Raw genomic sequence first — 22,743 nt, forward strand, 5'->3', positions numbered from 1 at the left:
TGAAGGTCTCTGACGAGGTTGCGATTGAAATCAACAACATGAACAAGTGGTATGGCGCGTTTCATGTGCTACGCGATATCAACCTCACCGTTCAACGCGGCGAGCGGATCGTGGTCTGCGGGCCATCGGGGTCGGGAAAATCGACACTGATCCGCTGCATCAACCGGCTTGAGGAACATCAGGCCGGGCAGATCATCGTTGATGGCACCGAATTGTCTTCGGACCTCAAGAACATCGACAAGATCCGGTCCGAGGTTGGCATGTGCTTCCAGCATTTCAACTTGTTCCCGCATCTGACGATCCTTGAAAACTGCACGCTGGCCCCGATCTGGGTACGCAAAACGCCCAAGAAGGAAGCCGAAGAAATCGCAATGCATTTCCTGGAAAAGGTCAAAATCCCGGAACAGGCTGCCAAATACCCGGGCCAGTTGTCCGGTGGTCAGCAGCAGCGTGTGGCAATCGCCCGCTCGCTTTGCATGAAGCCGCGTATCATGCTGTTTGACGAACCGACATCGGCGCTTGACCCCGAGATGATCAAGGAAGTTCTCGATACGATGATCGAGCTGGCCGAGGAAGGCATGACCATGATCTGCGTCACCCACGAGATGGGCTTTGCCCGTCAGGTGGCAAACCGCGTGATCTTTATGGACCAAGGTCAGATCGTAGAGCAGAACGAGCCTGAAGAGTTCTTTAACAACCCCCGCTCGGAACGGACGCAGCTGTTCCTGAGCCAGATTTTGGGTCACTAAATCAAAAAGCCCCGGTCAGCGCCGGGGCTTTTTTCTAGTCCATGTCCTGCCCGGTTGTGCCGATCAGATCGCGTGGCACAACAAAGGCTTTGCAGGTCCCCGCGCCGCGTTCGACATCTGACCATGCCTCTGCTTCAAAGTCGATTATCGTGGTGGCGCAGGTCGGATAGTCGCTGAACCGGTTGTGCGCCGGTGCTTTCGCGACCAACATATTGGCCAGCATCCCGATCCCCGGATTATGACCGATCACGCTGATTGTCTTGGCGGTCTCTTTGCGGATGATATCCAAGATGGTGTTTGGGGCGGCATGATACAGCATTTTCGACAGTCGCAGCTGCGGGCTTGGAGTCATGGACGCGAGGATGTGTTCCGCCGTTTCCTGCGTGCGTGTGGCGTCAGAGCAAAGCAGGACCTCTGGCACATAGTCCTGCACGGCCAGCCACGCCCCTATCGCTTTGGCCGATGTGTGACCGCGCTTGTTCAGCACGCGCGCATGGTCATCAGAAAACGGATCATCCCAAGAGGATTTCGCGTGGCGGATCAGGATCAGGCGCAGGGTCACAGGAAAGCCTCCATATGGAATGCAGCTTGGGCGGGCAGGCGGTTGCCTTGACCGACGGGGCAGGCGCGGCGTGCAAGGCACCCGGCGCTGCGGCAGTCTAGGCCTGCGTCAGAGTTGACGTGGGCCTTGCAGGCCGCAACGTCATAACCGCCGTCAAAGGCACCCACAGGGCAGGCAGAGGCGCAGGGTTGTCCGGCACAGGTCAGGCAGGGCTGCGGTTCGGTGCCGACCTCTGGAGGTGCCTGCCAGCGTATGGCCCCACGGAAGGAAACAAAGAGCCCCGCCTGCTCGTGCACGAGGAAATCAATGGGTGATGCCCAGAACCGGCCGGATTGTTTGGCCCATGTAAAGAAAGGTTCAAATGGTGGACCACCAAACGGAAAGACAGGTGATCCGCCCAGTGTTTTGGCGACTCCTGTCAGCACACGCAATGACCAGCGATCAAGCGGGTGCGGCGCGCCATCACGGTATTCCGGGCTATCGCAGAAAATTGGCCAGAAGCGGGGTTCATCGGGTCCGATCAAAGTGATGGTTTCAGCCCCGTCAGGACAGTCTCCCAGCTTTTGCAAACCATGGGGGTAGAGCGCCTTGCTCAACGCATCTGTCTTCATCGCTACCAAACCAACTACGTCCTAAAGGCCTGCGCGGAACTAGCGCACGCGCCTCCAGGAACGTGGAATTGATCCAAGAGCTGTCGCTTCGAAAGCAAGACCATCTGCGGTACATCCATAGGTTCCGGTTGATTGCCCCCACACACCGCCGTCTGCCGATGTCACAGGGATATCCATGCGCATTCCCATTACATTTGCAGACCCCGCAAGTGCATACTCCGGAGCATTGGCCACGTAATTGGTACCATCGTCTGCGTTCATCGCCCCTTGAGAGTAGCCCACGACCGAGACTTGGATGGCGGGGGTATCAGGAACTTTGACTTCAATCACCAGATCGTCGGCCAATAAGGTCATGTTGCCGAATTCGGTGATCTCAAGGCTGACCGTGCCACTGAGATATGCAGCAGTGCCGCCCATCTGCTCTGCCATGACATGTGCGATGTCGTTGCCGTCAGCTTCCCAGACACCGACCATACAAGCGTCGATAGCGTGGGCCGAGGACGCGCCAACAACCAATCCGAAGGCCAGATAAGGAAGTGCTTTCATGATCTTTCCTTTTGGTAAATCAGAAGGCAATAGCACACTTTGCCCCGCCAGCCTATATTCACAGTCGCGGTCGGCGGATCAGCGATCCTGCACCATGGTCCGTGAACAGTTCCAGCAGGCAGGCATTGGGCGCCCGCCCGTCAAGTATGACCACCGCGCGCACACCATCATTGATCGCATCAAGGGCTGTTTCCGTCTTGGGGATCATGCCGCCTGAAATCGTGCCATCCGCGATCAACTCGGTAATCATTGCGGGCGCGATTTCGGTGAGCACATTGCCAGCCTTGTCTTTGACGCCAGAGACATCGGTAAGCAGCAGCAGGCGATCCGCCTTTAGTGCACCGGCGATGGCACCCGCAGCCGTGTCCCCATTGACGTTGAAGGTTTCGCCTTCGCGACCCATCCCCAAAGGAGCAATCACCGGGATTGCATGAGCGGCGTGCAGGTCGCGGATGATTGTAGGATCAAGGGCAACAGGTGTACCCACAAACCCCAGATCAGGGTGGGTCTGCTTGCAGATCATCAGATTGGCGTCTTTGCCGGACAGACCGACCGCCTTGCCTCCCTCGTCACTGATCGCTTGCACCAGCCGGTTGTTGACCTTGCCGGACAGGACCATCTCGACCACATCCATTGTCGCCTGATCCGTCACGCGCTTTCCGTTCACGAACTCTGACTTGATGTCGAGCTTTGCCAGCATTTCGTTGATCATCGGCCCGCCGCCATGCACCACGACGGGGTTGAGCCCGACCTGACGCATCAGCACGACATCGCGTGCAAAGCTGCGCATCGCCTCGTCGCTGCCCATGGCGTGGCCGCCCAGCTTGATCACGACGGTCGCACCGGCATAGCGCTGCATATAGGGCAGGGCTTGGCTCAGGGTGCTGGCGGTGGCGATCCAATCACGGTTCATGTCTTGTGTCCTTGTCTTCATGCGATGCCTGCGATGATGGCCCGCAGTGTCGGGATGCCATCGCCCTTTTCCGAGGAGGTCAGGAGGAGTTCAGGGAACGCGGCGGGGTGTTTGGCCAGTGCCGCGCGTGTCTTGTCCAATGACGCCTGCAAGGCATCACCCTTGAGCTTGTCAACTTTTGTCATCACGACCTGAAAGGTCACGGCAGAGCTGTCGAGAAGTGACATGATCTCTTCGTCGACGGCTTTGGCACCGTGACGGGCATCAATCAGCACGAAAACGCGGCGAAGGGTCTGGCGCCCGGACAGATATTTCTTCAATAGCCGCTGCCATTTTTCAACGACCGCCACAGGCGCATTGGCAAAGCCATAACCGGGCAGGTCGACGACATAGATATCGCCTGCGGTGAAAAAGTTGATCTCTTGGGTGCGTCCCGGGGTGTTTGACGCGCGTGCGAGGCCCTTGCGCCCTGTCAGTGCGTTGATCAAGGATGACTTGCCCACATTGGAGCGCCCCGCAAAGCAGACCTCTACCCTGTCGGCTGGCGGCAGCCCATCCATGGCAACAACGCCTTTGACGAACTCGGTCTCGCCCGCAAATAAAAGCCGCCCTTTTTCAAGCGCAGCGTGGTCCGGCATTTCTGCTTGGGGGAAACGCATTTCCATCTTGGACTACCTTGACCGTATCATTGTGATGGACGTGGACGCCCCGTGATGAGTGTGCCGCAGTTTTCGCCCTGCGACCAGCGTTTCGCAACCGTCGTTTTTGTGGCGATGCCGCCGCCATGCAGCGGCATCAGGCCGCTACTTGCCTTCTTTCTTTTCGGCGTCGGCCGCAGCGGCTCTCTTTTTGACGCTGGCCTTTATGTTGCCGAACACATCCGGCTTTGCCCCATGGCTGCGCATGATCGCGTATTGCTGGGTAAAGGTGATGATGTTGTTGGCAATCCAGTACAGCACCAGACCGGATGCAAAGTGGCCCAGCATGAACATGAAGACCCAAGGCATCCACGCGAAAATCATTTGCTGCGTGGGGTCGGTTGGGGCCGGGTTCAGCTTCTGCTGCAACCACATGGATATACCCAGCAGGATTGGCAGGATACCGATAAAGATCAGCGCCAGGATCGACCCGGGCTCTGGGCTGTCGAAGGGCAGCAACCCAAACAGGTTCAAAAGCGAGGAAGGGTCAGGCGCGCTAAGGTCCTTGATCCAGCCAATCCACGGAGCGTGCCGCAGTTCGATCGTGACAAAGATCACCTTGTAGAGCGAAAAGAAGATCGGGATCTGCAACAGGATCGGCAAACATCCCGCGGCGGGGTTCACCTTGTTATCCTTGTAAAGCTTCATCATGCCTTGCTGCATCGCCTGCTTGTCGTCGCCTGCGCGCTCTTTCAGCTTCTCCATCTCGGGCTGGAGCTCTTTCATACGGGCCATCGACACGTAGGATTTATAGGCCAGCGGCAGCACGAGGATCTTCAAGATCACGGTGAGCATCAGAATCGACCAACCCATATTGCCGATGTAGATATTGAGGTAGTGTAGAAGCGCAAAAATCGGTTTGGTCAGGAAGAAGAACCAACCCCAGTCAATGCTGTCGAGAAAGCCTGAAACACCCTCGTTGTTCTCGTAATTGCGGATGGTTTCCCACTCTTTCGCACCAGCAAAAAGGCGGGTTGTTACCGTCACGGATTCGCCTGCCGCCAGTGTTTCGATCGGCATCACAGCTTCGGCCTGAAACAGATCGCGACCGTCAAAATACTTTGACGTCGATCTGAATGGGGCGTTCTGATCCGGGATGAGTGTCGTCATCCAATAGTGATCTGTATAGCCGATCCAGCCAGAGGATGTGACGTCAAGCCGCTCTGCCTGTGTCCGCTCGCGTGGGTCGACGGCATATTCGGTGATATCGTCGTATCCTGCTTCCTCAAGCTCACCATCGGTCATACGCACAAGGCCTTCGTGCAGGATGAAGAAGTTCTTAAGATCGTCAGGCTGCCCATGCCGCCGGATCAAGCCGTAGGGCCGCGCAGAGACAGGACCGCTGCTTGCATTTTCGACGCTTTGGTCGAAGGTAAACATAAAGGCATCGTCGACTGAAATTTCAGTCCGGAAGACTTGGCCAGCGCCGTTGTCCCAAACAATCGTGACAGGGCTGGTGGGTGTTAAAGTGCTGCCGCTTTCCAAAGACCAGAGTGTGTCCGGTCCGGGAACGGCTGCGGCATCGATGCCTTCTGTTGCCGTCCAGCCGAAAGAAGCGAAGTAGGCGCCCCGCTCTCCGACCGGGCGAAGCAGGCGCACGATAGCGGATTCTTCGTCGACGGTTTCGCGGTAGTTTGTGAGGGCAAGATCATCAATCCGTCCACCCAGCAAAGACAAAGAGCCTCTGAATTCACCGGTTTCGATGGCGACGCGCGGGGCCTCTGCAGTCTGTTCGGATTCCTCTGTCGGCGTCGTCGCGACAGGTTCCATCGGATCTGCAGTTGGGAGTGTCGGATCATCCAGCGTTTGCGTTATCTCGGTTGCCGGATCGAGCGGCAAATCCTCTGGTGGAAACAACGTCGTCCAGGTGACGATCACGGCAAAGCTCAGCACCGTGGCCAAGATGAGGTTCTTGTTCTGGTCGTCCATCTAAAAACCGCCCATATTTCTTAGAAAAGTCTGGGGGTCGTTCAACCTCTCGGGGGCCAAAAGGTCAAGCTGTTTTCAAGTATATCGGACGCTTTGAAGCAGTTGTGAGAGTCGCAGGAGGCTTCTGCCTCGCTCCACTCAACTTTTTTTGGGCTTTGGGGCTGCTCGCGTCAGGCGTTTTTGCCTTCAATGAACCGATTCCGCGTGTTTTTGAACAGTTCAACAAGACGCTGATCGTTGATTGCGATTCTTTCGACCATTTCTGCAAAAGCCACTTCGTCTTGACCATAAAATGCTTCTGCGGCGGCCTGAGGACTCATGGACTGGCTGGTATTCTTCATACGATGTCACCTTTCATATCACACGTGCAAACTGCCTAACGCGGCATCAGGGTGAAATTAGGGCCGCATTTGGGCTGAATTTAGAGAACGGGTTATGTGAGATGCTGTTCTCAAAACTAGGGCTTTCGGCGTTTAATAGGGTTTCTATGCCAGAAAAATGTGCTTCTGCACACCCTTATTGCTGACGAAACAGGTTGAACCGCGCCTAGCGCGTTGATGCAAGTAACATCTTTGATTCCGGTTAATGCTTCATGACTTTCCCTCCAGACGAACCGAACGTCGGGCGCGTCTCCAAAACTGTATTTTGTCAAAATGCTCTTCATCGTCACAGCTTGTCGCGCAGGCTGTACCAAAGCATCGCCAGCACAAGAAGTGGCGAGCGCAGCGCAGGACCGCCAGGGAAAGGAAGTGTGGGAACTTTCGCCATGATGTCGAACCGTTCCGCTTGGCCAGCGATGGTTTCGGCCGCGATCTGGCCCGAAAGCGTAGCCAATGCTACGCCCGCGCCCGAAAACCCCGAAAGTGTCAGTATATTGCCGCCCATCCGTTCGTAGTGCGGCATGCGGTTCATCGTGATCCCGAGTGTGCCACCCCATGCGTGATCGATCGTCACGTCCTTGAGCTGGGGAAAAATCTCGATCAGCGGTTTGCGGACTGCCTTGGCGATATCTTTCGGGAACCTATAGCCATAGCTTTCCGTGCCACCAAACAGCAGCCTGTGGTCTTCGGAAAACCGAAAATAGTTCACCACGAACTTACTGTCGGCCACTGCATAATTGTTGCGAATGATCGCTTCTTGCGCGTCTGGCGACATCGGCGCGGTCGAGACAATGAAGTTGTTGATGGGCATGACCCGTGCCGCCACATGGCCGTGCATGGTGCCCAGATATCCGTTGCAGCCCAAGACCAGATAGCGTGCCTTGATCTTCGCCGCGTCAGTTTTGACATAGGCGGGTTCGCCTTCATCAATGCCGATGACCTTTGATTGCTCGAAGATGCGCGCACCAGATTTTGCCGCCAGCCGCGCCAGACCCAGCACCAGTTCCAAAGGGTTCACATGCCCCGCGCCCAAATCCAGCGTGCCGCCATGATAGGCAGGCGAATTGACGATCTCGCGGCAGGCGTCGGGACTGAGCAGGCTGATTTTCTCATAACCGTACTTGCTGCGCATGTGATCGACATAGACGCTGTTGTGCCTGTGATCGCGTTTGCGGTGGACAGTATGGACGATACCATCATGGAAAGTCGTGCGGACTTCGTCGGTCTTGCACAAGCTGCGGACCAGATCGACCGCTTGCGCTCCGATGTCCCACAACTGGCGGGCATGGGTATCGCCCACCATCGCTTCGAGATCTTCCTGGTCGCGTCTTTGCCCCATGCTGACCTGACCGCCATTGCGCCCCGATGCACCAAAGCCTACGCGCTGGGCCTCAACGACAATGACGTCATAGCCGCGTTGCGCCAGATGGTAGGCGGTCGAGAGCCCGGTAAAACCACCGCCAACCACACAGACATCACATTCCAGCGCCCCTTTGGCGGCGGGAAACCGGTCAAGGTGTTCCGCCGTCTGGGCATAATAGGAGGGCGGGTATTCCCCCTGCCTGTCGTTTGCTGTGAGCAGGTCCATGAGCGTCGGTTAGGAGGCAGCGACCATCAGGCCCTCGGCCTTCAGTTGCGCATGGCATTCGTCCAAGGATTTGCGCGCCCTTGCGATCAGAATGTCGATCTCGTCGCAGGTGATCGTCAAGGGGGGCGCAATGATCATACGGTCACCGACGCTCCGCATGATGATGTTGTTCGCAAAACAGCGGTCCCGGCAGGCAAAGCCGGCCGTTCCGGTTTCAGCGGCAAAGGCTGCACGGCTTGCTTTGTCGGGGGTCAGTGCGATTGACGCCATCATGCCAACAATCTTGGCCTCGCCAACCAGAGGGTGGTCGGCCAGTTCTTCCCATTTCTGGCGCAGGTAGGGGGCGGTCACATCGCGGACCTGTTCGATGATCTTCTCTTCTTCCAGAATACGCAGGTTTTCGAGAGCGACCGCACAGGCCACCGGATGCCCCGAGTAGGTATAGCCATGGTTGAATTCTGTCGCGCGCAGCACATCGGCAACCTTGTCCGAAATGATGGATGCCCCGATCGGGATATAGCCAGAGCTGAGCCCCTTTGCGACGGTCATGATGTCGGGTTCGATGCCCACGGTCTGGGACCCAAACCAGTTTCCGGTCCGGCCAAACCCGCAAATCACTTCGTCCGCGATCAACAGGATGTCGTATTTCTTGACGATTCGCTGGATTTCCGGCCAGTAGGTCTCTGGCGGGACAATGACGCCACCCGCACCTTGGATCGGCTCTGCAATGAATGCAGCAACTTTTTCAGGACCGATTTCTTTGATTTTTGCTTCCAGTTGCCGGGCGCGTTCAAGACCGAATTCTTCTGGCGTCATGTCGCCGCCTTCGGACCACCAATTTGGCTGGTCGATGAATGCGATACCGGGGATCGGCAGGCCGCCTTGCCCGTGCATCCCCTTCATCCCGCCCAGAGATGCGCCGCCGATGGTGGAACCATGATAAGCATTCCAGCGGGAAATGATCACGTCCCGCCCGGGCTGGCCTTTTTCGGCCCAATAGGTGCGCACAAGCCGGATGTTTGTATCATTGGCATCCGACCCGCCGTTGGCAAAGAAAACGCTGTTCAGGTCACCAGGGGCGAGTTCGGCCAGTTTCTTGGCCAGCATCAGCGCGGGAACGTGGGTTGTCTTGAAGAAAGTATTGTAGAACGGAAGTTCGCGCATCTGTCGCGCGGCGGCCTCTGCCAATTCATCGCGGCCATAGCCGATGTTGACGCACCACAGACCCGCCATGCCGTCGATGATCTCTTCGCCTTCGCTGTCCTTGAGCCAAACACCCTTGGCCGAGGTGATGACGCGCGGCCCTTTTTCCGCCAGCCCATTGCTGTGAGTGAAAGGATGCAGGTGATGCGCGGAATCAATCGCCTGCAACTCATCGGTCGGGGGGTAGTTGGCAAGTATGTTCATAGTGACCTCTGATTAAACGTCTAAAAGAAGGTGATAGCATCCTCAGGGCGATCCTTAGGGGCGACAGTTCTCTCTCTATACCTGCAGTGCTTGCTCAGTGTGCTGACATGCCAAAGGGGCGCTACCAGAAAACAGGGCGAAAGCAGACACTCCATTCGCGCTGCCTGAAGATGAGCGTTGATGGCGTCCAAACTGCTCTTGCGCGAAACCGTCCGTCAAGATCGCTTCAGCAATAATTTGATCAAAAGTTCAGGGCAAGTCAACCGACGTTTGGGAAAGCACGTCGCAAAAGCGCCCGCTGACTAGTTTTCATATGACTGACGCACGAATTCCATGCCTTGGCGAATGTCTTGCGCAATGGCTTCGCGTGTTCTTGCGGCATCGCCAATACGCAAGGCATCCAAGGCTTCGCGGTGGTGATCGGTCAGGTTCGCGGTGCCGTAGCGCCCACAAACAACCCGCAGGGATGGACCAATGCGCAGCCAGAGCGTTTCGGCGATACGCCGCAGAATCTGTGCGTTAGCCAAACCGTAGAGGTGGAAATGAAACTGATAGTTTGCTTCGAGATATCCACGAATATCACCGACCTGAATGGATTGATCCACAAGCTGATCAAGGCGCTCGAGTTCCTCTATATCCTTTGGTTTGCAATGAAATGCGGCCCGATCCGCCAGCTCCGGCTCTACGGTCAGCCGGACAAGGTCAATCTGTTTCAGCCGGTGTTCCGTGATTGCGGGAACTTCGATTCGTCTGTTCTCAAGCGTGACGAGTGCACCTTCGGCGGTCAGCCTCCGGATCGCCTCGCGGGCGGGGGTGACGCCTGTGCCTATTGTCTCGGCAAGCCCGTGGATCGTGAGAGGTTGCCCTGGAATGAACTCGCCAAAAAGAATCATCTCCTTCACTTGAAGGTAGATCGTTTCATGTTCTGGCTTCTTAGTGACCAATTCGTTCATTTATTCGCCTCCGTCCAAGGCATTTTGCAAGCGAGTGACGTGCCTTGCGATCCAAACATATCAAATTTTTGTATCGCCATTGCAAAGCTTCTGCATTTCATAAAAACTATCTCGGATGACTGTTAATCCCTACGGAGGTTTAAATGCTGAATTCCAAGACATGCACTATTCTTGCGGCAGCCGTGCTGACAGCGCAAGCTGGTTGGGCACAAGAAGTGCGCGTATACAACTGGTCCGATTACATCGATGAGGACTTGTTGGCCAAGTTCGAAGAAGAAACCGGCCTCGAGTTGATCTATGACGTCTTTGACAGCAACGAAGTTTTGGAAACCAAACTGCTTGCAGGCGGTTCCGGCTATGATGTTGTTGTGCCGACAGGCACTTTCCTGCAGCGCCAGATTGCGGCAGGTGCATTCCAGCCGCTGGACAAATCAAAACTTAGCAACATCGGAAATCTCTGGGATGTCGTCCAAGCGCGGACCGAAACCTATGATCCCGATGGCAACTACTCCATCAATTATATGTGGGGTACGACAGGTATTGGCGTGAATGTCGGCAAAGTAACCGAGCTTTTGGGTGAAGATGCGCCGATTGCATCGCTTGACCTGATTTTTAATCCCGCGAACATGGAAAAGCTGGCCGAATGTGGCGTGCATTTCCTTGATGCGCCGACCGAGCTGATCCCCGCAGCACTCAAGTACATCGGTCAAGATCCTGACAGCAAGGACGAGGACGTATTGGCGATGGCCGAGCCTGTCTTGGCAGCAGTGCGCCCCTTTGTGCAGAAGTATCACAGCTCCGAATACATTTCGGCGCTTGCCAACGGTGACATCTGTGTCGCTTTCGGATGGTCCGGCGATATCTTGCAATCACGCGATCGGGCGATTGAGGCTGAAAACGGGGTCGAAATTGCTTATAACGCTCCAACAGAGGGTGCCTTGATGTGGTTTGACCAGATGGCCATCCCTGTCGATGCACCGAACCCTGAAGGCGCGCATGCGTTCCTGAACTTTATTCTGGACGCCCAGAACATGGCCGCCGCTTCCAACTATGTCTACTATGCGAACGGCAACGCAGCTTCCAAGGAGTTCCTGGTCGAGGATGTGATCAACGATCCGGCGATTTATCCTGACGAAGCAACACTCGCGACGCTCTATACCACCACGCCCTATGATGCGGGCGCACAGCGTTTCGTAACAAGGATGTGGACACGCATCAAATCCGGTACATAATAGCCTTTCCCCGGCCTGCGATGCGGGCCGGGGATACCCTTAGTAAATGTGCATGCCGGAGGCCACGACCCCTTATGCCCCAAAACGTGTTTGAGCCTTGGAACGATCCGGCCGCAAAGCCTTTGATCCGCTTTCAGAATGTAACCAAGCGCTTTGGCGATTTCACGGCAGTCGATGATCTGAGCATCGACATCTACGAAAGAGAATTCTTCGCACTTCTTGGCCCATCTGGATGTGGGAAGACCACGATGATGCGGATGCTGGCAGGGTTCGAAACACCGACATCAGGAACAATCTGGCTGGATGGGCAGGATATTTCGCCCATTCCCCCCAACAAGCGTAGCGTGAACATGATGTTCCAGTCCTACGCGCTGTTTCCGCATCTGACCGTCTACGACAACATCGCTTTTGGCCTGAAGCGGTCGAATATGCCCAAAGACCAGATCGACGCGCGTGTCAAAGAAATGCTGCGCCTTGTCCAGATCGAGAGATTCGGGAGCCGCAAGCCCGAACAGATTTCGGGGGGACAGCGGCAGCGCGTGGCCTTGGCGCGTGCCTTGGCCAAAGCGCCTAAGCTGCTGCTGCTGGATGAGCCATTGTCAGCCTTGGACAAGAAACTGCGACAGGACACGCAGTTTGAATTGATGGATATTCAGGAAAAAACCGGCACCACCTTTGTTGTCGTGACGCACGATCAGGAAGAAGCAATGACAGTCGCCTCGCGCGTGGCTGTCATGGACCAAGGCAAGCTTAAGCAGGTGGATACGCCGGGCCAGATCTATGAAGCACCCAACAGTATCTACGTTGCCGACTTTATTGGCGAAGTGAACATCATCGAAGGGAATGCGACTGCTCAGGGCAATACTGTCTCGATCGTCTGGGCCGAAGGGCAACCGGACATCATCGGTACACCCTCCAAACCGATCTCGAACGGTAAGGTCAGTTTCGCGATCCGACCCGAAAAAATTGCAATCACCGCTGACAAGCCTGCTGACCGCCACAATGCGGTGCAGGGCAGGGTATTGGATATCGCCTATCTCGGGAACGTTTCGACCTATCATGTGGAGCTGCCCGGCGGGATGATCATCAAGGCGCAGGCCGCCAATTCGCGCCGGCGGGATAGCCGCCCGTTTACGTGGGATGACGAGGTTTGGCTGTCTTGGACTGATACTGCCGGCATCGTTTTGGACAGGTAGGAGCGCGCGATGAATCTCCGGCGCTTTACCCTGATTTCGGTCCCCTATTTCTGGCTGCTGTGCCTGTTCCTTGTCCCGTTTCTGATCGTACTGAAGATATCCTTGTCGGATGTGGCGCTTTCGATCCCGCCCTATACACCGACACTTGAATTATCCGAAGGCTGGGCCGGGGTCAGGGATTTCCTGTCGCAACTCGATTTTGAAAATTTCCGGTTTCTGGCCACGGATGACCTCTACTGGAAAAGCTATCTGTCGAGCGTGCAGATCGCGCTTATATCGACCACTATTTGCCTGCTGATTGGTTTCCCGATTGCTTATGGCATGGCCAATGCGCCGCAAGAATGGCAGCCGACGCTGATGCTTTTGGTGATCCTGCCGTTCTGGACCAGCTTCCTGATCCGCGTCTACTCGTTGATCGGTATCCTGAGCCAGGAGGGGATGTTGAACCAGTTCCTGATGTGGATAGGGATCATCAACGAACCGCTGACGATCCTGAACACCAATATCGCGGTCTATATCGGGATTGTTTATACCTATCTGCCCTTCATGATCCTGCCGATCTACGCCACGCTGATCAAGCTTGATGGCTCTTTGCTGGAAGCGGCAGAAGATTTGGGCTGTTCGCGTACCGAAGCCTTTTGGCGGATCACGATCCCGCTGTCCAAGGCTGGGATCATCGCAGGATGTTTCCTTGTCTTCATCCCAGCGCTGGGCGAATTCGTCATCCCGTCGCTCTTGGGTGGTTCGGATACACTGATGATCGGCAAAGTGCTCTACGAGGAATTCTTTGCCAACCGCGACTGGCCGGTGGCGGGCGCTGTGGCCGTGATCCTGCTGCTGATCCTGATCATTCCGATCGTGCTTTATCAGCGCAACGAGCAAAAGATGATGGAGGCCGACAAATGAGACGGCTGACATGGTTCAACGCGACATCGCTGACGCTGGGGTTTGCATTCCTCTACATCCCGATGCTTGTCGTGATCATCTACAGCTTCAACGAATCCCGTCTGGTAACAGTCTGGGGCGGCTTTTCGACCAAATGGTATGGCGAGCTTTTGCAGAACGAGGCCTTCCTCGATGCGGCATGGGTCACGTTCAAGGTCGGTTTTGCCTCGTCGATTTTCGCAACGATCCTTGGCACGATGGGGGCCTATGTGCTGGTGCGGGGCGGGCGTTTTTACGGGCGCACGCTGTTCTCGGGGATGATGTATGCGCCACTGGTCATGCCAGAAGTGATTACGGGCCTATCGCTCTTGCTGCTCTTCATCTCGATTGGCCTTGATCGGGGGATGTTCACGATCATCCTCGCCCATGCGACGTTTTCGATGTGCTATGTTTCGGTCGTCGTCAGTTCGCGGCTGGTGAGCTTTGACAGGTCCGTCGAGGAGGCCGCTCTTGATCTGGGGTGTACCCCGTTCGAGGCCTTCCGACTGGTCACGCTCCCGATCATCGCACCTGCCGTAATTTCAGGCTGGCTCTTGGCATTGACCCTGTCGTTGGACGATCTTGTGATCGCATCCTTCGTGGCGGGGCCATCGGCCACGACGTTGCCGATCAAAGTCTTCAGTTCCATCAGGCTTGGGGTCAGCCCCGAGATCAACGCGCTCTCGACCATCATGATCGCCATCGTGACAATAGGGACCATCACGGCCTCGATCACGACAAAGCGCGCTGTGCTGCGCCGAAAGCACGAACAGCAAATGGCCGAGCAGACAACCTGACACCTTGGTATAAAGCCGAATTGCGGCCCGCGAAGCTTTGCAAGGTGGAATTAATGGCGGACTGGGGAGGATTCGAACCCCCGACCCCTTGATTCGTAGTCAAGTACTCTATCCAACTGAGCTACCAATCCGCGTATCGGGGGATTTAGCCGTGGACGTCCTGCGATGCAAGGCCCAATTCGGATTCTTTATTATTCGGCTGCTGGCGCGAGCGCGAGGTCGGCTTTGGGGAGTTGGATGACAAAGGTTGTGCCTGTCGCATCGGTGCGTTGCAGTTCCAACCGCCCGCCGTGACCGCGGATCAGATCTGCCGCGATCACCAGTCCCAAACCAGAGCCGCCTTTGCGCACGCCGCCCTGAAACGGCTGAAAGAGATAGTCTTGGGCTTTCTTCGGCAGTCCCGGACCGGTGTCGGTCACTTTGAGTTCCCAAATCTGGTCATCCTCCGTGGCCCGCAGTCCGATTTCACCGGGATCACCTGTGGCCATGATCGCCTGACGGGCATTGCGGACAAGATTGAAAATTACGCGATAGAGCTGCTCACCATCTGCGCGCAGCGTCATCGTAGCGGGAATGTCTTCCGAGAATGACAACGGATATTCACCAGCGGCAAGCCGTTCACTGTCGATCACGTCGGCCACGATTTGAGCAAGGTTGACCCGTGAAAGTGCGGGGGCAGGTTCATCAACACGACCAAAGGCCAAAGTGGATTCGCACAGGTTCACCGCGCGGCTGATTGACCCGACAAGTTTCGGTGCCATCCGTTTGACCAGCGGATCATCAGAGGATTCGATCCTGTCAACAAAGAGCTGCGCCGAGGTCAGGATATTGCGCAAGTCATGGCTAACCTTCGCGACGGCCCCGCCGAGTTGCGCCAGACGCTCTTTCTGCTTGAGAGCCCCTGTCAACTGCGTCTGCATCATTTGCAGCGCCTCTTCTGCATCACGCAGTTCGCTGACGCTCGCGGAGGGTGTGATGATCTGGCGCGCATCCTCCGGCGATTTGGCATAGGCCTGCATGTGGGTCACGACCCCCTTTATCGGACGCACCAGCAGGATTTGGACCGAGAAGAACAGCAGACTTGCGGTGATGATCGAGATGAAGGCCGAGAGGAAAAGAATATTGCGCCCATATTCCAAAAGGGCACCACGCAATGGCATTTCGTCCATCGTCACTTCGATCAGCAAACCGCCATCCCGCACAGGGTTGCCAATCACCCGAATGATCCTGTCATTGGGATCTATCAAGGTCCGCAATGCGTCTGCGATCAGGGTCATGCTGCTGGGGTTGCGCATGTCATAGGTTGCCGCAATCGGAGAAGGGATCGGCGAAGAGAGGGCCAACTGCCGGATTTCATCGCGTCGCAGTACGACGTTGTAAACTTCTGCATTGCGCAGCAGCTCTGCCTCAAGCGCGGGGCTGATCATATCATCCGCCTCTAGCGCCAATGACGCGATCTGCGCGCGCTCAAGCCGCGCGAGCAGATAGTCCTCACGGAAGCGCGCCACCGAGGGCACAAAGATGAAAATCTCGGCCAACATCACGAAGATGACCGTGAGGATCAAAAAGCGACCTGAAAGTGAGTTGGTCATTTTACCTCGCTGGGACTTATGGCAGCCACCGCTGAACAAAGCCTACAACCTTCTTTACAGTAGGGTTTTCAAATAGTCTTGGGCTGAAATAGGCACCCGCAGCCCGTTTGTTAACCTCACTGACCGTCGGATAGGGCAACACGGTGTTCGCGATGGCGGACATCTTCATCTTGTTGGCCAGCGCCATCGCCCACATGCCGATCAACTCTCCTGCCATAGGCCCCGCAATAGAGGCTCCGACAGGCCGGCCCTTGACGACCATGACCTTGATCAGCCCTTTGGCTTTGCCTTCCGCGATCAGCCGGTCGTTGTGATGGAAATCAAACCGCACCACTTCCAAGCTGGGTCCGAATTTCTTTTTCGCTTGTGCTTCGGTCAGGCCGACCTGCGCCAGCTCCGGATCGGTATAGGTGGCCCAGGGGATGTGATCGGTGCGCTGCTTGGAGGGCAGCCCGAACAGCATCGACCGGATCAGCACACCCGCATGATAACCCGCCACATGGGTAAATTGCAGCCCGCCCGCCACGTCGCCCGCTGCATAGACTTTTTTGTTGGTCACCGACCGCAGGTCTGGACCAACCTTCAGCCCCGCACGGTCATAGGCGATACCACCAGCCTCCAGATCAAGTTTGTCGGTATTCACCTTGCGGCCGACCGCCATCAGCAAATGCGAGCCGGTGAAATCGCCTTTGGGCGTGTGAACGGTGACCTTTTCGCCATCGCTGCTGATCTTTTCGGCTTGGGCCTCTTCCACGATGTTGACGCCTTCGGCGCGCAGGTTCTCCAAAACGATCTCGGCCATTTCGGGATCATCTTTGCCGAACGCCTTTGCGCCTTCGATCACGGTCACATTGCAGCCAAGGCGGCGGTGCGCCTGCGCCATTTCCATGCCGATGGGCCCGCCACCAATGATGATCAGGTGTTTAGGCTTTTCGCGCAGATCAAAGATATTCTCGTTGGTGTAATATGTGACAGTCTCAATGCCCGGAATTGGCGGAACAAAGGGGCCAGAGCCAGTTGCAACCACGAACCGCCGCGCCTCAATGATCGTATCCCCTGCCTGCACTTCGGTTTTGGAGATAAACCGCCCGAATTCCTGAATGACATGGACACCAAGCCCCTCGAAGCGTTCAACGCTATCTACGGGCGCGATTGTCGCGATCACGTCAGCCACATGGTCTTTGGCTGCGGCATAATCGACCTGTGGCTCCACGTCGGCCACACCATATTTTGCGCCATGGGACATGGCATGGGCCTGCTTGGCCGATGCGATAAGCGCTTTGGACGGCACACAGCCATAGTTCAAGCAATCACCGCCCATCTTGTGGCCTTCGATCAGAACCACCTTGGCCCCCATCTGCACGGCACCCGCGGCAATTGACAAACCGCCAGAACCGCCACCAATGATGCAGATGTCTGTCTTGATCCTGTTCATGGGTTATAGACCTTTCCTGCCGCGAATGGCGTTGATGGCGATGGGTAGCGCGGCCAGCACACAAAGGCCGATGATAGGAAGTATGATCTGCGGTTCAAAAATGATGCCAAGATTCGGTGTTTCTCCGCGTGCAAAGACCTCGCCCAGACCGGCGCCGACGGATGTATAGACAAGACCACCGGGAATGATTCCGATGAAAGTCGAAATCACGAAGCGATGCAGCGGGACAGCAAGGAAAGAGGGAATCAGGTTGGCCAGAAAAAACGGCACCGCAGGCACCAGACGGATCAGAAACAGCATGGACCACTGGTTTTCATCAATACCCGTCTTGATCTTTTTCACCATCCCGTCCGCGCCTTCCAGCTTTTTGCCCAGGCTTTCGCCAAATCCCCAACGGGCAGCCAGAAAGATCGCTGTCGCGCCAATGGTCGCCCCTGTGACGTTGAACAAAACGCCTGGGAAGGTGGCAAAAAGGAAGCCGCCGGTGAGCGTTGCGATTGTCGCGCCGGGCAGCGAGAAGGCGACGATGATCACGTAGGCCAAGATAAACATCACAACCGTCAAGACATAGTTGCTGTCCCGAAAGGCGATCAGCGCTTCCCGGTTCTCGGCCAAGGCCTCGAAGGTCAGGTAGTCGCGCAGAAAATATGCGCCCAGAATAGCCACCAAGACGATCACGATCATCGGGAGCTTTTTCAGTAGCGGGTTGGGCGTTGCATGAGTCACTTCGGTCATCTTTCCGGTCCTGTGGGTGGCGCTTCGGTTGCCTGTTACATGGACAAAAGCGGGGCAAAGGAATACCCACATCACAGCCCATTGATGCAAACAGGCCATCATGTTTCAGTTTTGCGTGGTTTATTCGTGATGATTGAAACATTTGCAGGGAGGGAAATCTGTCAATTGTTGCAGTTTCACCCCGCACCTTGCGTTGACATGGTGCTTGCCCCCCTCTAAAGGACGGGTCTGAATTGTAGTTCGGCTTCGAATCCGTCATGCGGATTTGGCCATCAACCGGAGGACACGCGATGAAGCGTACGTTCCAACCATCTAACCGGGTTCGCAAGAACCGCCACGGATTTCGCGCACGTATGGCCACAAAGGCCGGTCGCAAGATCCTGAACAATCGCCGCGCCAAAGGCCGTGCGAAGCTGAGCGCGTAAGCGCAAACGCCGCTTTGACCGATTTGAAACCGCCGGTTGGGCCAGATGATGGCACTCCGGCGGTTTCCGTTTGCGTACTGACAAAACGCGCCGACTTTGTGCGTGCGTCCAATGCCCGCCGCCAAGGGACCCCCGGTATCCACCTGCAAGGCCGCAAACGCGCTGAAGGCGAAGCCTTGGGCATCAGGGTCGGATTCACCTGTTCCAAGAAAGTTGGCAATGCTGTCGCGCGCAATCGGGCCAAACGGCGGCTGCGCGAAGTGGCGCGGATCGTCCTGCCCGAATTGGGCCGCGATGGGTGGGACTATGTGCTTGTGGGTCGCAAAGACCTGACCGCGACCCTATCTTTTGATACGCTGGTCGCTGATCTGCGACGCGCCATCAAAAAGGTACACGGATGAACCCCTTTGCCTATGTTATCTCGCTGCCTGTCCGCGCTTACCGGCTCGTGCTGTCGCCTTGGGTCGGGATGAGTTGCCGGTATCACCCGACCTGTTCGGCCTATGCGCTTGAGGCGCTCGAAAAGCATGGGGCGATCAAGGGCAGCTATCTGACCGTGCGCCGTATCCTGCGGTGTCACCCATGGGGCGGGTCAGGGATCGACAATGTCCCCGACTAAGATTTTTCGGCGAAAAATCTTGGCGGGCCAAGAAATTTCGACGAAATTTCTTATTTCTCTTTCTCGAATGAAATCGTGACGGTGCCGATATCGAGCCCGAACCTTTTGACATAAGCGAGGTTCAACAGCCGATCATCGGCCAGCAACCACATCCAGTCATCAAAAGTCACTCGCAGCGTTTCGGTTTCGCCCGTTGCGGATGGCACCGGCAGGTCAATCTCGTATTTCCAGTTGAAGCGATCACCCTGTTCTTGGCCGACTGCCGCACCGATCACACCCGGTGCAGTTCCGGTCCAGCTATCGGGTCCCGTCTTGGTCAGCGTCCAGACCCGTTGTTCGGTCGATCCGTCTTCGTAGATGAAATCCTCGGTCAACAGCAGGCGCTCGCCGTCCCAGTCGCCATCAATCGTCACAACAAAACTGCGACGGACGGTGCCGAGGACATCCTGAAACTGGCCATAGGCGGTCAATTCCCCGTCAAAGAACTCTTCCAGGTTCAGCTTGCGATCGCTCAGCGAGGGATCATCAAATGATGGTTTGCCTGTACAGGCGGCAAGCAGGGCGAAGGCAGTAATAAGGATGAGGCGCATTTTGATCTCCAGTCTTGGAGTACTACGTAGCGCGATCCCCTTCGGATGCCACTAGGCAGCAGCGCAGCGATCTGGCATATCGCTGACATGCTTGATGAAACCGAAATTCACCCTCTGTTTTATGGCGCGCCGTCTACGACGGAGTTCAAGAAACTCCGCAAACGGATCGTACGCTATACCCGCGAAGCGATCGAGCAATACGGCATGATCGAACGTGATGCCAAATGGCTTGTGTGTTTGTCGGGGGGCAAGGACAGCTACACCCTGCTTGCCGTGCTTCATGAGTTGAAGTGGCGCGGCTTGCTGCCGGTAGAGCTGATTGCCTGCAATCTGGATCAGGGACAGCCGGGGTTTCCGGCCACGGTCCTGCCGGAGTTTCTGGAAAAGATGGGTGTGCCGCACCGGATCGAATATCAGGATACCTATTCCATCGTGATGGACAAGGTGCCGGCGGGTCGGACCTTCTGTGCGCTGTGTTCGCGGTTGCGGCGGGGTAACCTCTACCGTATCGCCCGCGAGGAAGGCTGCTCTGCGGTTGTTTTGGGCCATCACCGTGACGACATCCTCGAAACGTTCTTCATGAACCTGTTCCACGGCGGGCGGCTGGCGACGATGCCGCCGAAGCTGGTGAATGAAGAGGGTGATCTGTTTCTTTATCGCCCGCTCGCCCATGTCGCCGAAGCGGATTGCGAGAAGTTCGCGCAGTCGATGAACTACCCGATCATTCCTTGCGATCTGTGCGGGTCGCAGGACGGGTTGCAGCGCCAGCAGGTCAAGCAAATTCTGGATGGTTGGGAAAAGAACAGCCCCGGACGGCGGCAGGTCATGTTTCGGGCTTTAATGAATGCAAGACCGTCACATCTTCTCGACCCCAAGCTTTTCGATTTCCATGGTTTGGAACGAAATGGCTTGAAAGACGAGGGGACCCAATCTGTTGCCGAGGGTGGGCCAACAAACCCGTGACATCATGGATTCTCTTGGCGCGTTGTGAAAAATCGGCTGCCCGGTGTATTCTTGGCGGTGCGATTTGCGATTGTGGCAATTTTAAGGGGCCGTTTCCGCCGTATCGCTAGATGATAGGCCAAACCCCAAGAAATAAAGACCGAGAGATTGTTGCGCAGTGTCGCACAATTTGTCACCAAATGCGCCGATCATCCAATTTTTGCCAGCTTTTGATGTTCTAAAATTGCGTTAAGCAAGAAAAATTGCGGCGATCGACTGTTGGAGCTTTGAAAAGATGAACTCTCGTATAGCGATGTTTTTGTTTTGTGTGTTGGCACCTGCCCCGGTTTTGGCGCAGACGGTTGAACTGCGATCCACGGATGATTTCATCAGCGTGGAGGGACAGATTGTTGGCTTCAACGGTTCCCTGTTGCGCGTGCGTACCTCGGTTGGCGTGATCAGCGTTCCGGCCTCCGAGGTGGTATGCTACGGCGTGGAATGTAACAAACTCGTCTCTTCAAACACATTCGGACTGACGGAATCTGCGTTTCAAGGGATAGTTTCAGAGCCTCTTCCTGCTGCGGCACCACTACCGATCGCAGGCACTGATGCGCTTCAGATTGGATTTGATTCACCAATTCTAGGCACGCTATACCGCACGCTTGCCGGTGCCTATGCTGTTGCCAGTCAGACATCTAACGCGGTCGAATATACGCCTTCGGGTGAAATATCGATCCAGAATAGCCAGACGGATCAATCCGCCATCTTGCTACTTGCCGGATCGATGGAATCAGCCGGCGTTACAGTTCAGGCAGTGTCTTTGAACGGCGCGGCTCCTGGTGAATACAGCATGCCGTCCGACTGGGCCACAGGAGCCCAATTGACCCATCAGATGCTTGGTCTGAAGGCCTTTTCTGTCATCGTGGCACCGAACGCTGGAATTTCTGAGATTACACTCAACGACCTTGCCGGGATTTACGCGGGGGAAATCACGAATTGGTCTCAGATCGGTGGCGCAGACGTGAATATCCTGCCCCTGCAAATGCCGAACGATTCTGCCGTCAACAAAGAGGTGGTACGTCTTGTGATGGAGCCTTCTGGCAAGCAGATCGCAGGCAATATTCTCACAATGGCGGATGAGGCTGGTATCTCGGCGGCAATCTCTCAGTTTCCGGGCAGTGTCAGCATCGTTGGCACTGCGAACGCAGATGACGCATTTGTTGTGGATGTGGCTGGACCCTGCGGTATCGCAGTCGCGCCGACGCCGTTTAATATCGTCGCGGGCGATTATCCTTTGGTACGTCCGATCATGGCGCGTTATGCGGCCAGACCGAAAACCGGTTTGCTGACCGATTTGTTTGATTTCGCCTCTGAAGATGTAGCGCAGCGCTTGTTCGTGAGCGAGGGTTTCATCGACTTCAACGCGGTGCAGCAGGACCCTGCCGAAAAGAATGCGCGACTGAGCGGACTACTCGCAGCGTCGCTAGACGACGCGCAAAGAGAGGCTGCCGCAGAGATGTTCCAGGTTCTGTTTTCCGCCAACCGTCTGTCGACAACTTTCACCGGTGGTGTGGCAAGTGGCCCTGAAGGTGGCTGGAATCGCGCTGTCTTGATCGACCTTCTGGATACGTTAGCCGCGCCGTCCAACGCCGGACGCGAGATCATCTTTGTCGGGTTTGGCGAAAGCACGGCAGGCAGTGCTGCGGCGATAGCCGCCTCAGCTGCGGCGGCGGCCGCGTTGCGGGCTACATTCCAAGAAGTGGCAGCAGATGTCATTGCGTCTGGCGGCAATACGGTTTCGTCCTATGGTTTTGGCAATGTCGCCCCATCAACATGCATTGATGGGCAGGTCGCGGGGTCAGAATACACCCGTGTCGAGGTGTGGATCCGCTAGAACCGAGAGTTCGCTGCTCCAACTCC

General features: G+C 56.1%; 24 protein-coding genes and 1 tRNA gene. 10 read left to right on the top strand and 15 right to left on the bottom strand.

The window, feature by feature from the left end; translation table 11 throughout:
• Positions 1–749 (top strand): amino acid ABC transporter ATP-binding protein (locus tag NWQ23_RS09765; protein WP_306166110.1); only part of this gene is annotated, 749 nt, incomplete at its 5' end.
• A 34-nt stretch (positions 750–783) separates the two neighbouring features.
• Here NWQ23_RS09765 and NWQ23_RS09770 read toward each other — a convergent pair.
• The 10 genes from NWQ23_RS09770 to NWQ23_RS09815 form a co-directional block, all read right to left on the bottom strand.
• On the bottom strand, positions 784–1,311 hold the full coding sequence (locus NWQ23_RS09770) for a histidine phosphatase family protein (protein ID WP_306166112.1): 528 nt from the start codon (positions 1,309–1,311) through the stop codon (positions 784–786).
• On the bottom strand, positions 1,308–1,922 hold the full coding sequence (locus NWQ23_RS09775) for a ferredoxin (RefSeq protein ID WP_306166114.1): 615 nt from the start codon (positions 1,920–1,922) through the stop codon (positions 1,308–1,310). Before NWQ23_RS09775 ends, NWQ23_RS09770 begins: the two co-directional genes overlap by 4 nt.
• Before the next feature lie 39 nt (positions 1,923–1,961).
• Complete coding sequence (locus NWQ23_RS09780; RefSeq protein ID WP_306166115.1) at positions 1,962–2,468, bottom strand: hypothetical protein; 507 nt, start codon at positions 2,466–2,468, stop codon at positions 1,962–1,964.
• Positions 2,469–2,526: 58 nt separating this feature from the next.
• Complete coding sequence (argB, locus tag NWQ23_RS09785; protein ID WP_372340121.1) at positions 2,527–3,381, bottom strand: acetylglutamate kinase; 855 nt, start codon at positions 3,379–3,381, stop codon at positions 2,527–2,529.
• A 17-nt stretch (positions 3,382–3,398) separates the two neighbouring features.
• The gene (gene yihA / locus NWQ23_RS09790) at positions 3,399–4,046 is read right to left on the bottom strand and encodes a ribosome biogenesis GTP-binding protein YihA/YsxC (RefSeq protein ID WP_306166118.1); all 648 of its coding nucleotides are present in this window, start codon (positions 4,044–4,046) and stop codon (positions 3,399–3,401) included.
• 138 nt (positions 4,047–4,184) lie between these two features.
• On the bottom strand, positions 4,185–6,008 hold the full coding sequence (gene yidC, locus NWQ23_RS09795) for a membrane protein insertase YidC (RefSeq protein ID WP_306166119.1): 1,824 nt from the start codon (positions 6,006–6,008) through the stop codon (positions 4,185–4,187).
• A gap of 170 nt (positions 6,009–6,178) precedes the next feature.
• Positions 6,179–6,349 carry a hypothetical protein gene (locus tag NWQ23_RS09800; RefSeq protein WP_306166120.1) on the bottom strand — a complete coding sequence of 57 codons (171 nt, stop codon included), beginning with the start codon at positions 6,347–6,349 and terminating at the stop codon, positions 6,179–6,181.
• Between the two features lie 325 nt (positions 6,350–6,674).
• Positions 6,675–7,976: an FAD-binding oxidoreductase gene (locus NWQ23_RS09805; RefSeq protein ID WP_306166121.1), complete on the bottom strand. Its 1,302-nt coding sequence runs from the start codon at positions 7,974–7,976 to the stop codon at positions 6,675–6,677.
• A gap of 9 nt (positions 7,977–7,985) precedes the next feature.
• Positions 7,986–9,383, bottom strand: coding sequence for an aspartate aminotransferase family protein (locus NWQ23_RS09810; protein ID WP_306166122.1), 1,398 nt, complete (start codon positions 9,381–9,383; stop codon positions 7,986–7,988).
• A gap of 302 nt (positions 9,384–9,685) precedes the next feature.
• Complete coding sequence (locus NWQ23_RS09815) at positions 9,686–10,336, bottom strand: GntR family transcriptional regulator (protein ID WP_306166123.1); 651 nt, start codon at positions 10,334–10,336, stop codon at positions 9,686–9,688.
• A 143-nt stretch (positions 10,337–10,479) separates the two neighbouring features.
• Between NWQ23_RS09815 and NWQ23_RS09820 the strand changes: the two genes are divergently transcribed.
• From NWQ23_RS09820 to NWQ23_RS09835, 4 genes are all read left to right on the top strand, one after another.
• The gene (locus tag NWQ23_RS09820; protein ID WP_306166124.1) at positions 10,480–11,568 is read left to right on the top strand and encodes a polyamine ABC transporter substrate-binding protein; all 1,089 of its coding nucleotides are present in this window, start codon (positions 10,480–10,482) and stop codon (positions 11,566–11,568) included.
• 74 nt (positions 11,569–11,642) lie between these two features.
• The gene (locus NWQ23_RS09825; RefSeq protein WP_306166125.1) at positions 11,643–12,764 is read left to right on the top strand and encodes an ABC transporter ATP-binding protein; all 1,122 of its coding nucleotides are present in this window, start codon (positions 11,643–11,645) and stop codon (positions 12,762–12,764) included.
• Between the two features lie 9 nt (positions 12,765–12,773).
• On the top strand, positions 12,774–13,670 hold the full coding sequence (locus NWQ23_RS09830) for an ABC transporter permease subunit (RefSeq protein WP_306166126.1): 897 nt from the start codon (positions 12,774–12,776) through the stop codon (positions 13,668–13,670).
• Positions 13,667–14,485: an ABC transporter permease gene (locus tag NWQ23_RS09835; RefSeq protein ID WP_306166127.1), complete on the top strand. Its 819-nt coding sequence runs from the start codon at positions 13,667–13,669 to the stop codon at positions 14,483–14,485. The genes NWQ23_RS09830 and NWQ23_RS09835 overlap by 4 nt, the downstream gene beginning before the upstream one ends.
• Before the next feature lie 54 nt (positions 14,486–14,539).
• On the opposite strand, the gene NWQ23_RS09840 is transcribed toward NWQ23_RS09835, so the two are convergent.
• The 4 genes from NWQ23_RS09840 to NWQ23_RS09855 form a co-directional block, all read right to left on the bottom strand.
• Positions 14,540–14,616: transfer RNA gene (locus tag NWQ23_RS09840), tRNA-Arg, on the bottom strand.
• Positions 14,617–14,676: 60 nt separating this feature from the next.
• Complete coding sequence (locus NWQ23_RS09845) at positions 14,677–16,077, bottom strand: HAMP domain-containing sensor histidine kinase (RefSeq protein WP_306166128.1); 1,401 nt, start codon at positions 16,075–16,077, stop codon at positions 14,677–14,679.
• 16 nt (positions 16,078–16,093) lie between these two features.
• The gene (locus NWQ23_RS09850) at positions 16,094–17,512 is read right to left on the bottom strand and encodes an NAD(P)/FAD-dependent oxidoreductase (RefSeq protein WP_306166129.1); all 1,419 of its coding nucleotides are present in this window, start codon (positions 17,510–17,512) and stop codon (positions 16,094–16,096) included.
• Positions 17,513–17,515: 3 nt separating this feature from the next.
• Positions 17,516–18,247 (bottom strand): TVP38/TMEM64 family protein, encoded by a 732-nt coding sequence (locus NWQ23_RS09855; RefSeq protein WP_306166130.1) that lies wholly within the window; start codon positions 18,245–18,247, stop codon positions 17,516–17,518.
• Positions 18,248–18,537: 290 nt separating this feature from the next.
• On the opposite strand from NWQ23_RS09855, the gene rpmH reads away from it, so the two are divergent.
• From rpmH to yidD, 3 genes are read left to right on the top strand one after another with little or no spacing between them, the layout of a single operon-like run.
• The gene (gene rpmH, locus NWQ23_RS09860; RefSeq protein WP_008231458.1) at positions 18,538–18,672 is read left to right on the top strand and encodes a 50S ribosomal protein L34; all 135 of its coding nucleotides are present in this window, start codon (positions 18,538–18,540) and stop codon (positions 18,670–18,672) included.
• Between the two features lie 14 nt (positions 18,673–18,686).
• Positions 18,687–19,073, top strand: a complete 387-nt coding sequence (gene rnpA / locus NWQ23_RS09865) for a ribonuclease P protein component (protein WP_306166131.1) — start codon at positions 18,687–18,689, stop codon at positions 19,071–19,073.
• Entirely contained in the window at positions 19,070–19,291 is a 222-nt protein-coding gene (yidD, locus tag NWQ23_RS09870) for a membrane protein insertion efficiency factor YidD (RefSeq protein WP_306166132.1), read from the top strand. The genes rnpA and yidD overlap by 4 nt, the downstream gene beginning before the upstream one ends.
• Positions 19,292–19,341: 50 nt before the next feature.
• On the opposite strand, the gene NWQ23_RS09875 is transcribed toward yidD, so the two are convergent.
• Positions 19,342–19,881, bottom strand: a complete 540-nt coding sequence (locus NWQ23_RS09875) for a DUF3833 domain-containing protein (RefSeq protein WP_306166133.1) — start codon at positions 19,879–19,881, stop codon at positions 19,342–19,344.
• An 87-nt stretch (positions 19,882–19,968) separates the two neighbouring features.
• Between NWQ23_RS09875 and ttcA the strand changes: the two genes are divergently transcribed.
• Both ttcA and NWQ23_RS09885 read left to right on the top strand, forming a co-directional pair.
• Positions 19,969–20,844: a tRNA 2-thiocytidine(32) synthetase TtcA gene (gene ttcA / locus NWQ23_RS09880; protein ID WP_306166154.1), complete on the top strand. Its 876-nt coding sequence runs from the start codon at positions 19,969–19,971 to the stop codon at positions 20,842–20,844.
• Between the two features lie 292 nt (positions 20,845–21,136).
• Entirely contained in the window at positions 21,137–22,717 is a 1,581-nt protein-coding gene (locus NWQ23_RS09885) for a PstS family phosphate ABC transporter substrate-binding protein (protein WP_306166134.1), read from the top strand.
• Positions 22,718–22,743: the final 26 nt, after the last annotated feature.

Source organism: Yoonia sp. (assembly GCF_030731595.1).
Classification (GTDB): domain Bacteria; phylum Pseudomonadota; class Alphaproteobacteria; order Rhodobacterales; family Rhodobacteraceae; genus Yoonia.

Bases quoted from the DNA above. Each gene is read 5' to 3' on its own strand.
- NWQ23_RS09775 (WP_306166114.1), bottom strand. From the start codon at position 1,922: ATGAAGACAGATGCGTTGAGCAAGGCGCTCTACCCCCATGGTTTGCAA.
- NWQ23_RS09780 (WP_306166115.1), bottom strand. From the start codon at position 2,468: ATGAAAGCACTTCCTTATCTGGCCTTCGGATTGGTTGTTGGCGCGTCC.
- argB (WP_372340121.1), bottom strand. From the start codon at position 3,381: ATGAACCGTGATTGGATCGCCACCGCCAGCACCCTGAGCCAAGCCCTG.
- yihA (WP_306166118.1), bottom strand. From the start codon at position 4,046: ATGGAAATGCGTTTCCCCCAAGCAGAAATGCCGGACCACGCTGCGCTT.
- yidC (WP_306166119.1), bottom strand. From the start codon at position 6,008: ATGGACGACCAGAACAAGAACCTCATCTTGGCCACGGTGCTGAGCTTT.
- NWQ23_RS09800 (WP_306166120.1), bottom strand. From the start codon at position 6,349: ATGAAGAATACCAGCCAGTCCATGAGTCCTCAGGCCGCCGCAGAAGCA.
- NWQ23_RS09805 (WP_306166121.1), bottom strand. From the start codon at position 7,976: ATGGACCTGCTCACAGCAAACGACAGGCAGGGGGAATACCCGCCCTCC.
- NWQ23_RS09810 (WP_306166122.1), bottom strand. From the start codon at position 9,383: ATGAACATACTTGCCAACTACCCCCCGACCGATGAGTTGCAGGCGATT.
- NWQ23_RS09815 (WP_306166123.1), bottom strand. From the start codon at position 10,336: ATGAACGAATTGGTCACTAAGAAGCCAGAACATGAAACGATCTACCTT.
- NWQ23_RS09820 (WP_306166124.1), top strand. From the start codon at position 10,480: ATGCTGAATTCCAAGACATGCACTATTCTTGCGGCAGCCGTGCTGACA.
- NWQ23_RS09825 (WP_306166125.1), top strand. From the start codon at position 11,643: ATGCCCCAAAACGTGTTTGAGCCTTGGAACGATCCGGCCGCAAAGCCT.
- NWQ23_RS09830 (WP_306166126.1), top strand. From the start codon at position 12,774: ATGAATCTCCGGCGCTTTACCCTGATTTCGGTCCCCTATTTCTGGCTG.
- NWQ23_RS09835 (WP_306166127.1), top strand. From the start codon at position 13,667: ATGAGACGGCTGACATGGTTCAACGCGACATCGCTGACGCTGGGGTTT.
- NWQ23_RS09845 (WP_306166128.1), bottom strand. From the start codon at position 16,077: ATGACCAACTCACTTTCAGGTCGCTTTTTGATCCTCACGGTCATCTTC.
- NWQ23_RS09850 (WP_306166129.1), bottom strand. From the start codon at position 17,512: ATGAACAGGATCAAGACAGACATCTGCATCATTGGTGGCGGTTCTGGC.
- NWQ23_RS09855 (WP_306166130.1), bottom strand. From the start codon at position 18,247: ATGACCGAAGTGACTCATGCAACGCCCAACCCGCTACTGAAAAAGCTC.
- rpmH (WP_008231458.1), top strand. From the start codon at position 18,538: ATGAAGCGTACGTTCCAACCATCTAACCGGGTTCGCAAGAACCGCCAC.
- yidD (WP_306166132.1), top strand. From the start codon at position 19,070: ATGAACCCCTTTGCCTATGTTATCTCGCTGCCTGTCCGCGCTTACCGG.
- NWQ23_RS09875 (WP_306166133.1), bottom strand. From the start codon at position 19,881: ATGCGCCTCATCCTTATTACTGCCTTCGCCCTGCTTGCCGCCTGTACA.
- ttcA (WP_306166154.1), top strand. From the start codon at position 19,969: ATGCTTGATGAAACCGAAATTCACCCTCTGTTTTATGGCGCGCCGTCT.
- NWQ23_RS09885 (WP_306166134.1), top strand. From the start codon at position 21,137: ATGTTTTTGTTTTGTGTGTTGGCACCTGCCCCGGTTTTGGCGCAGACG.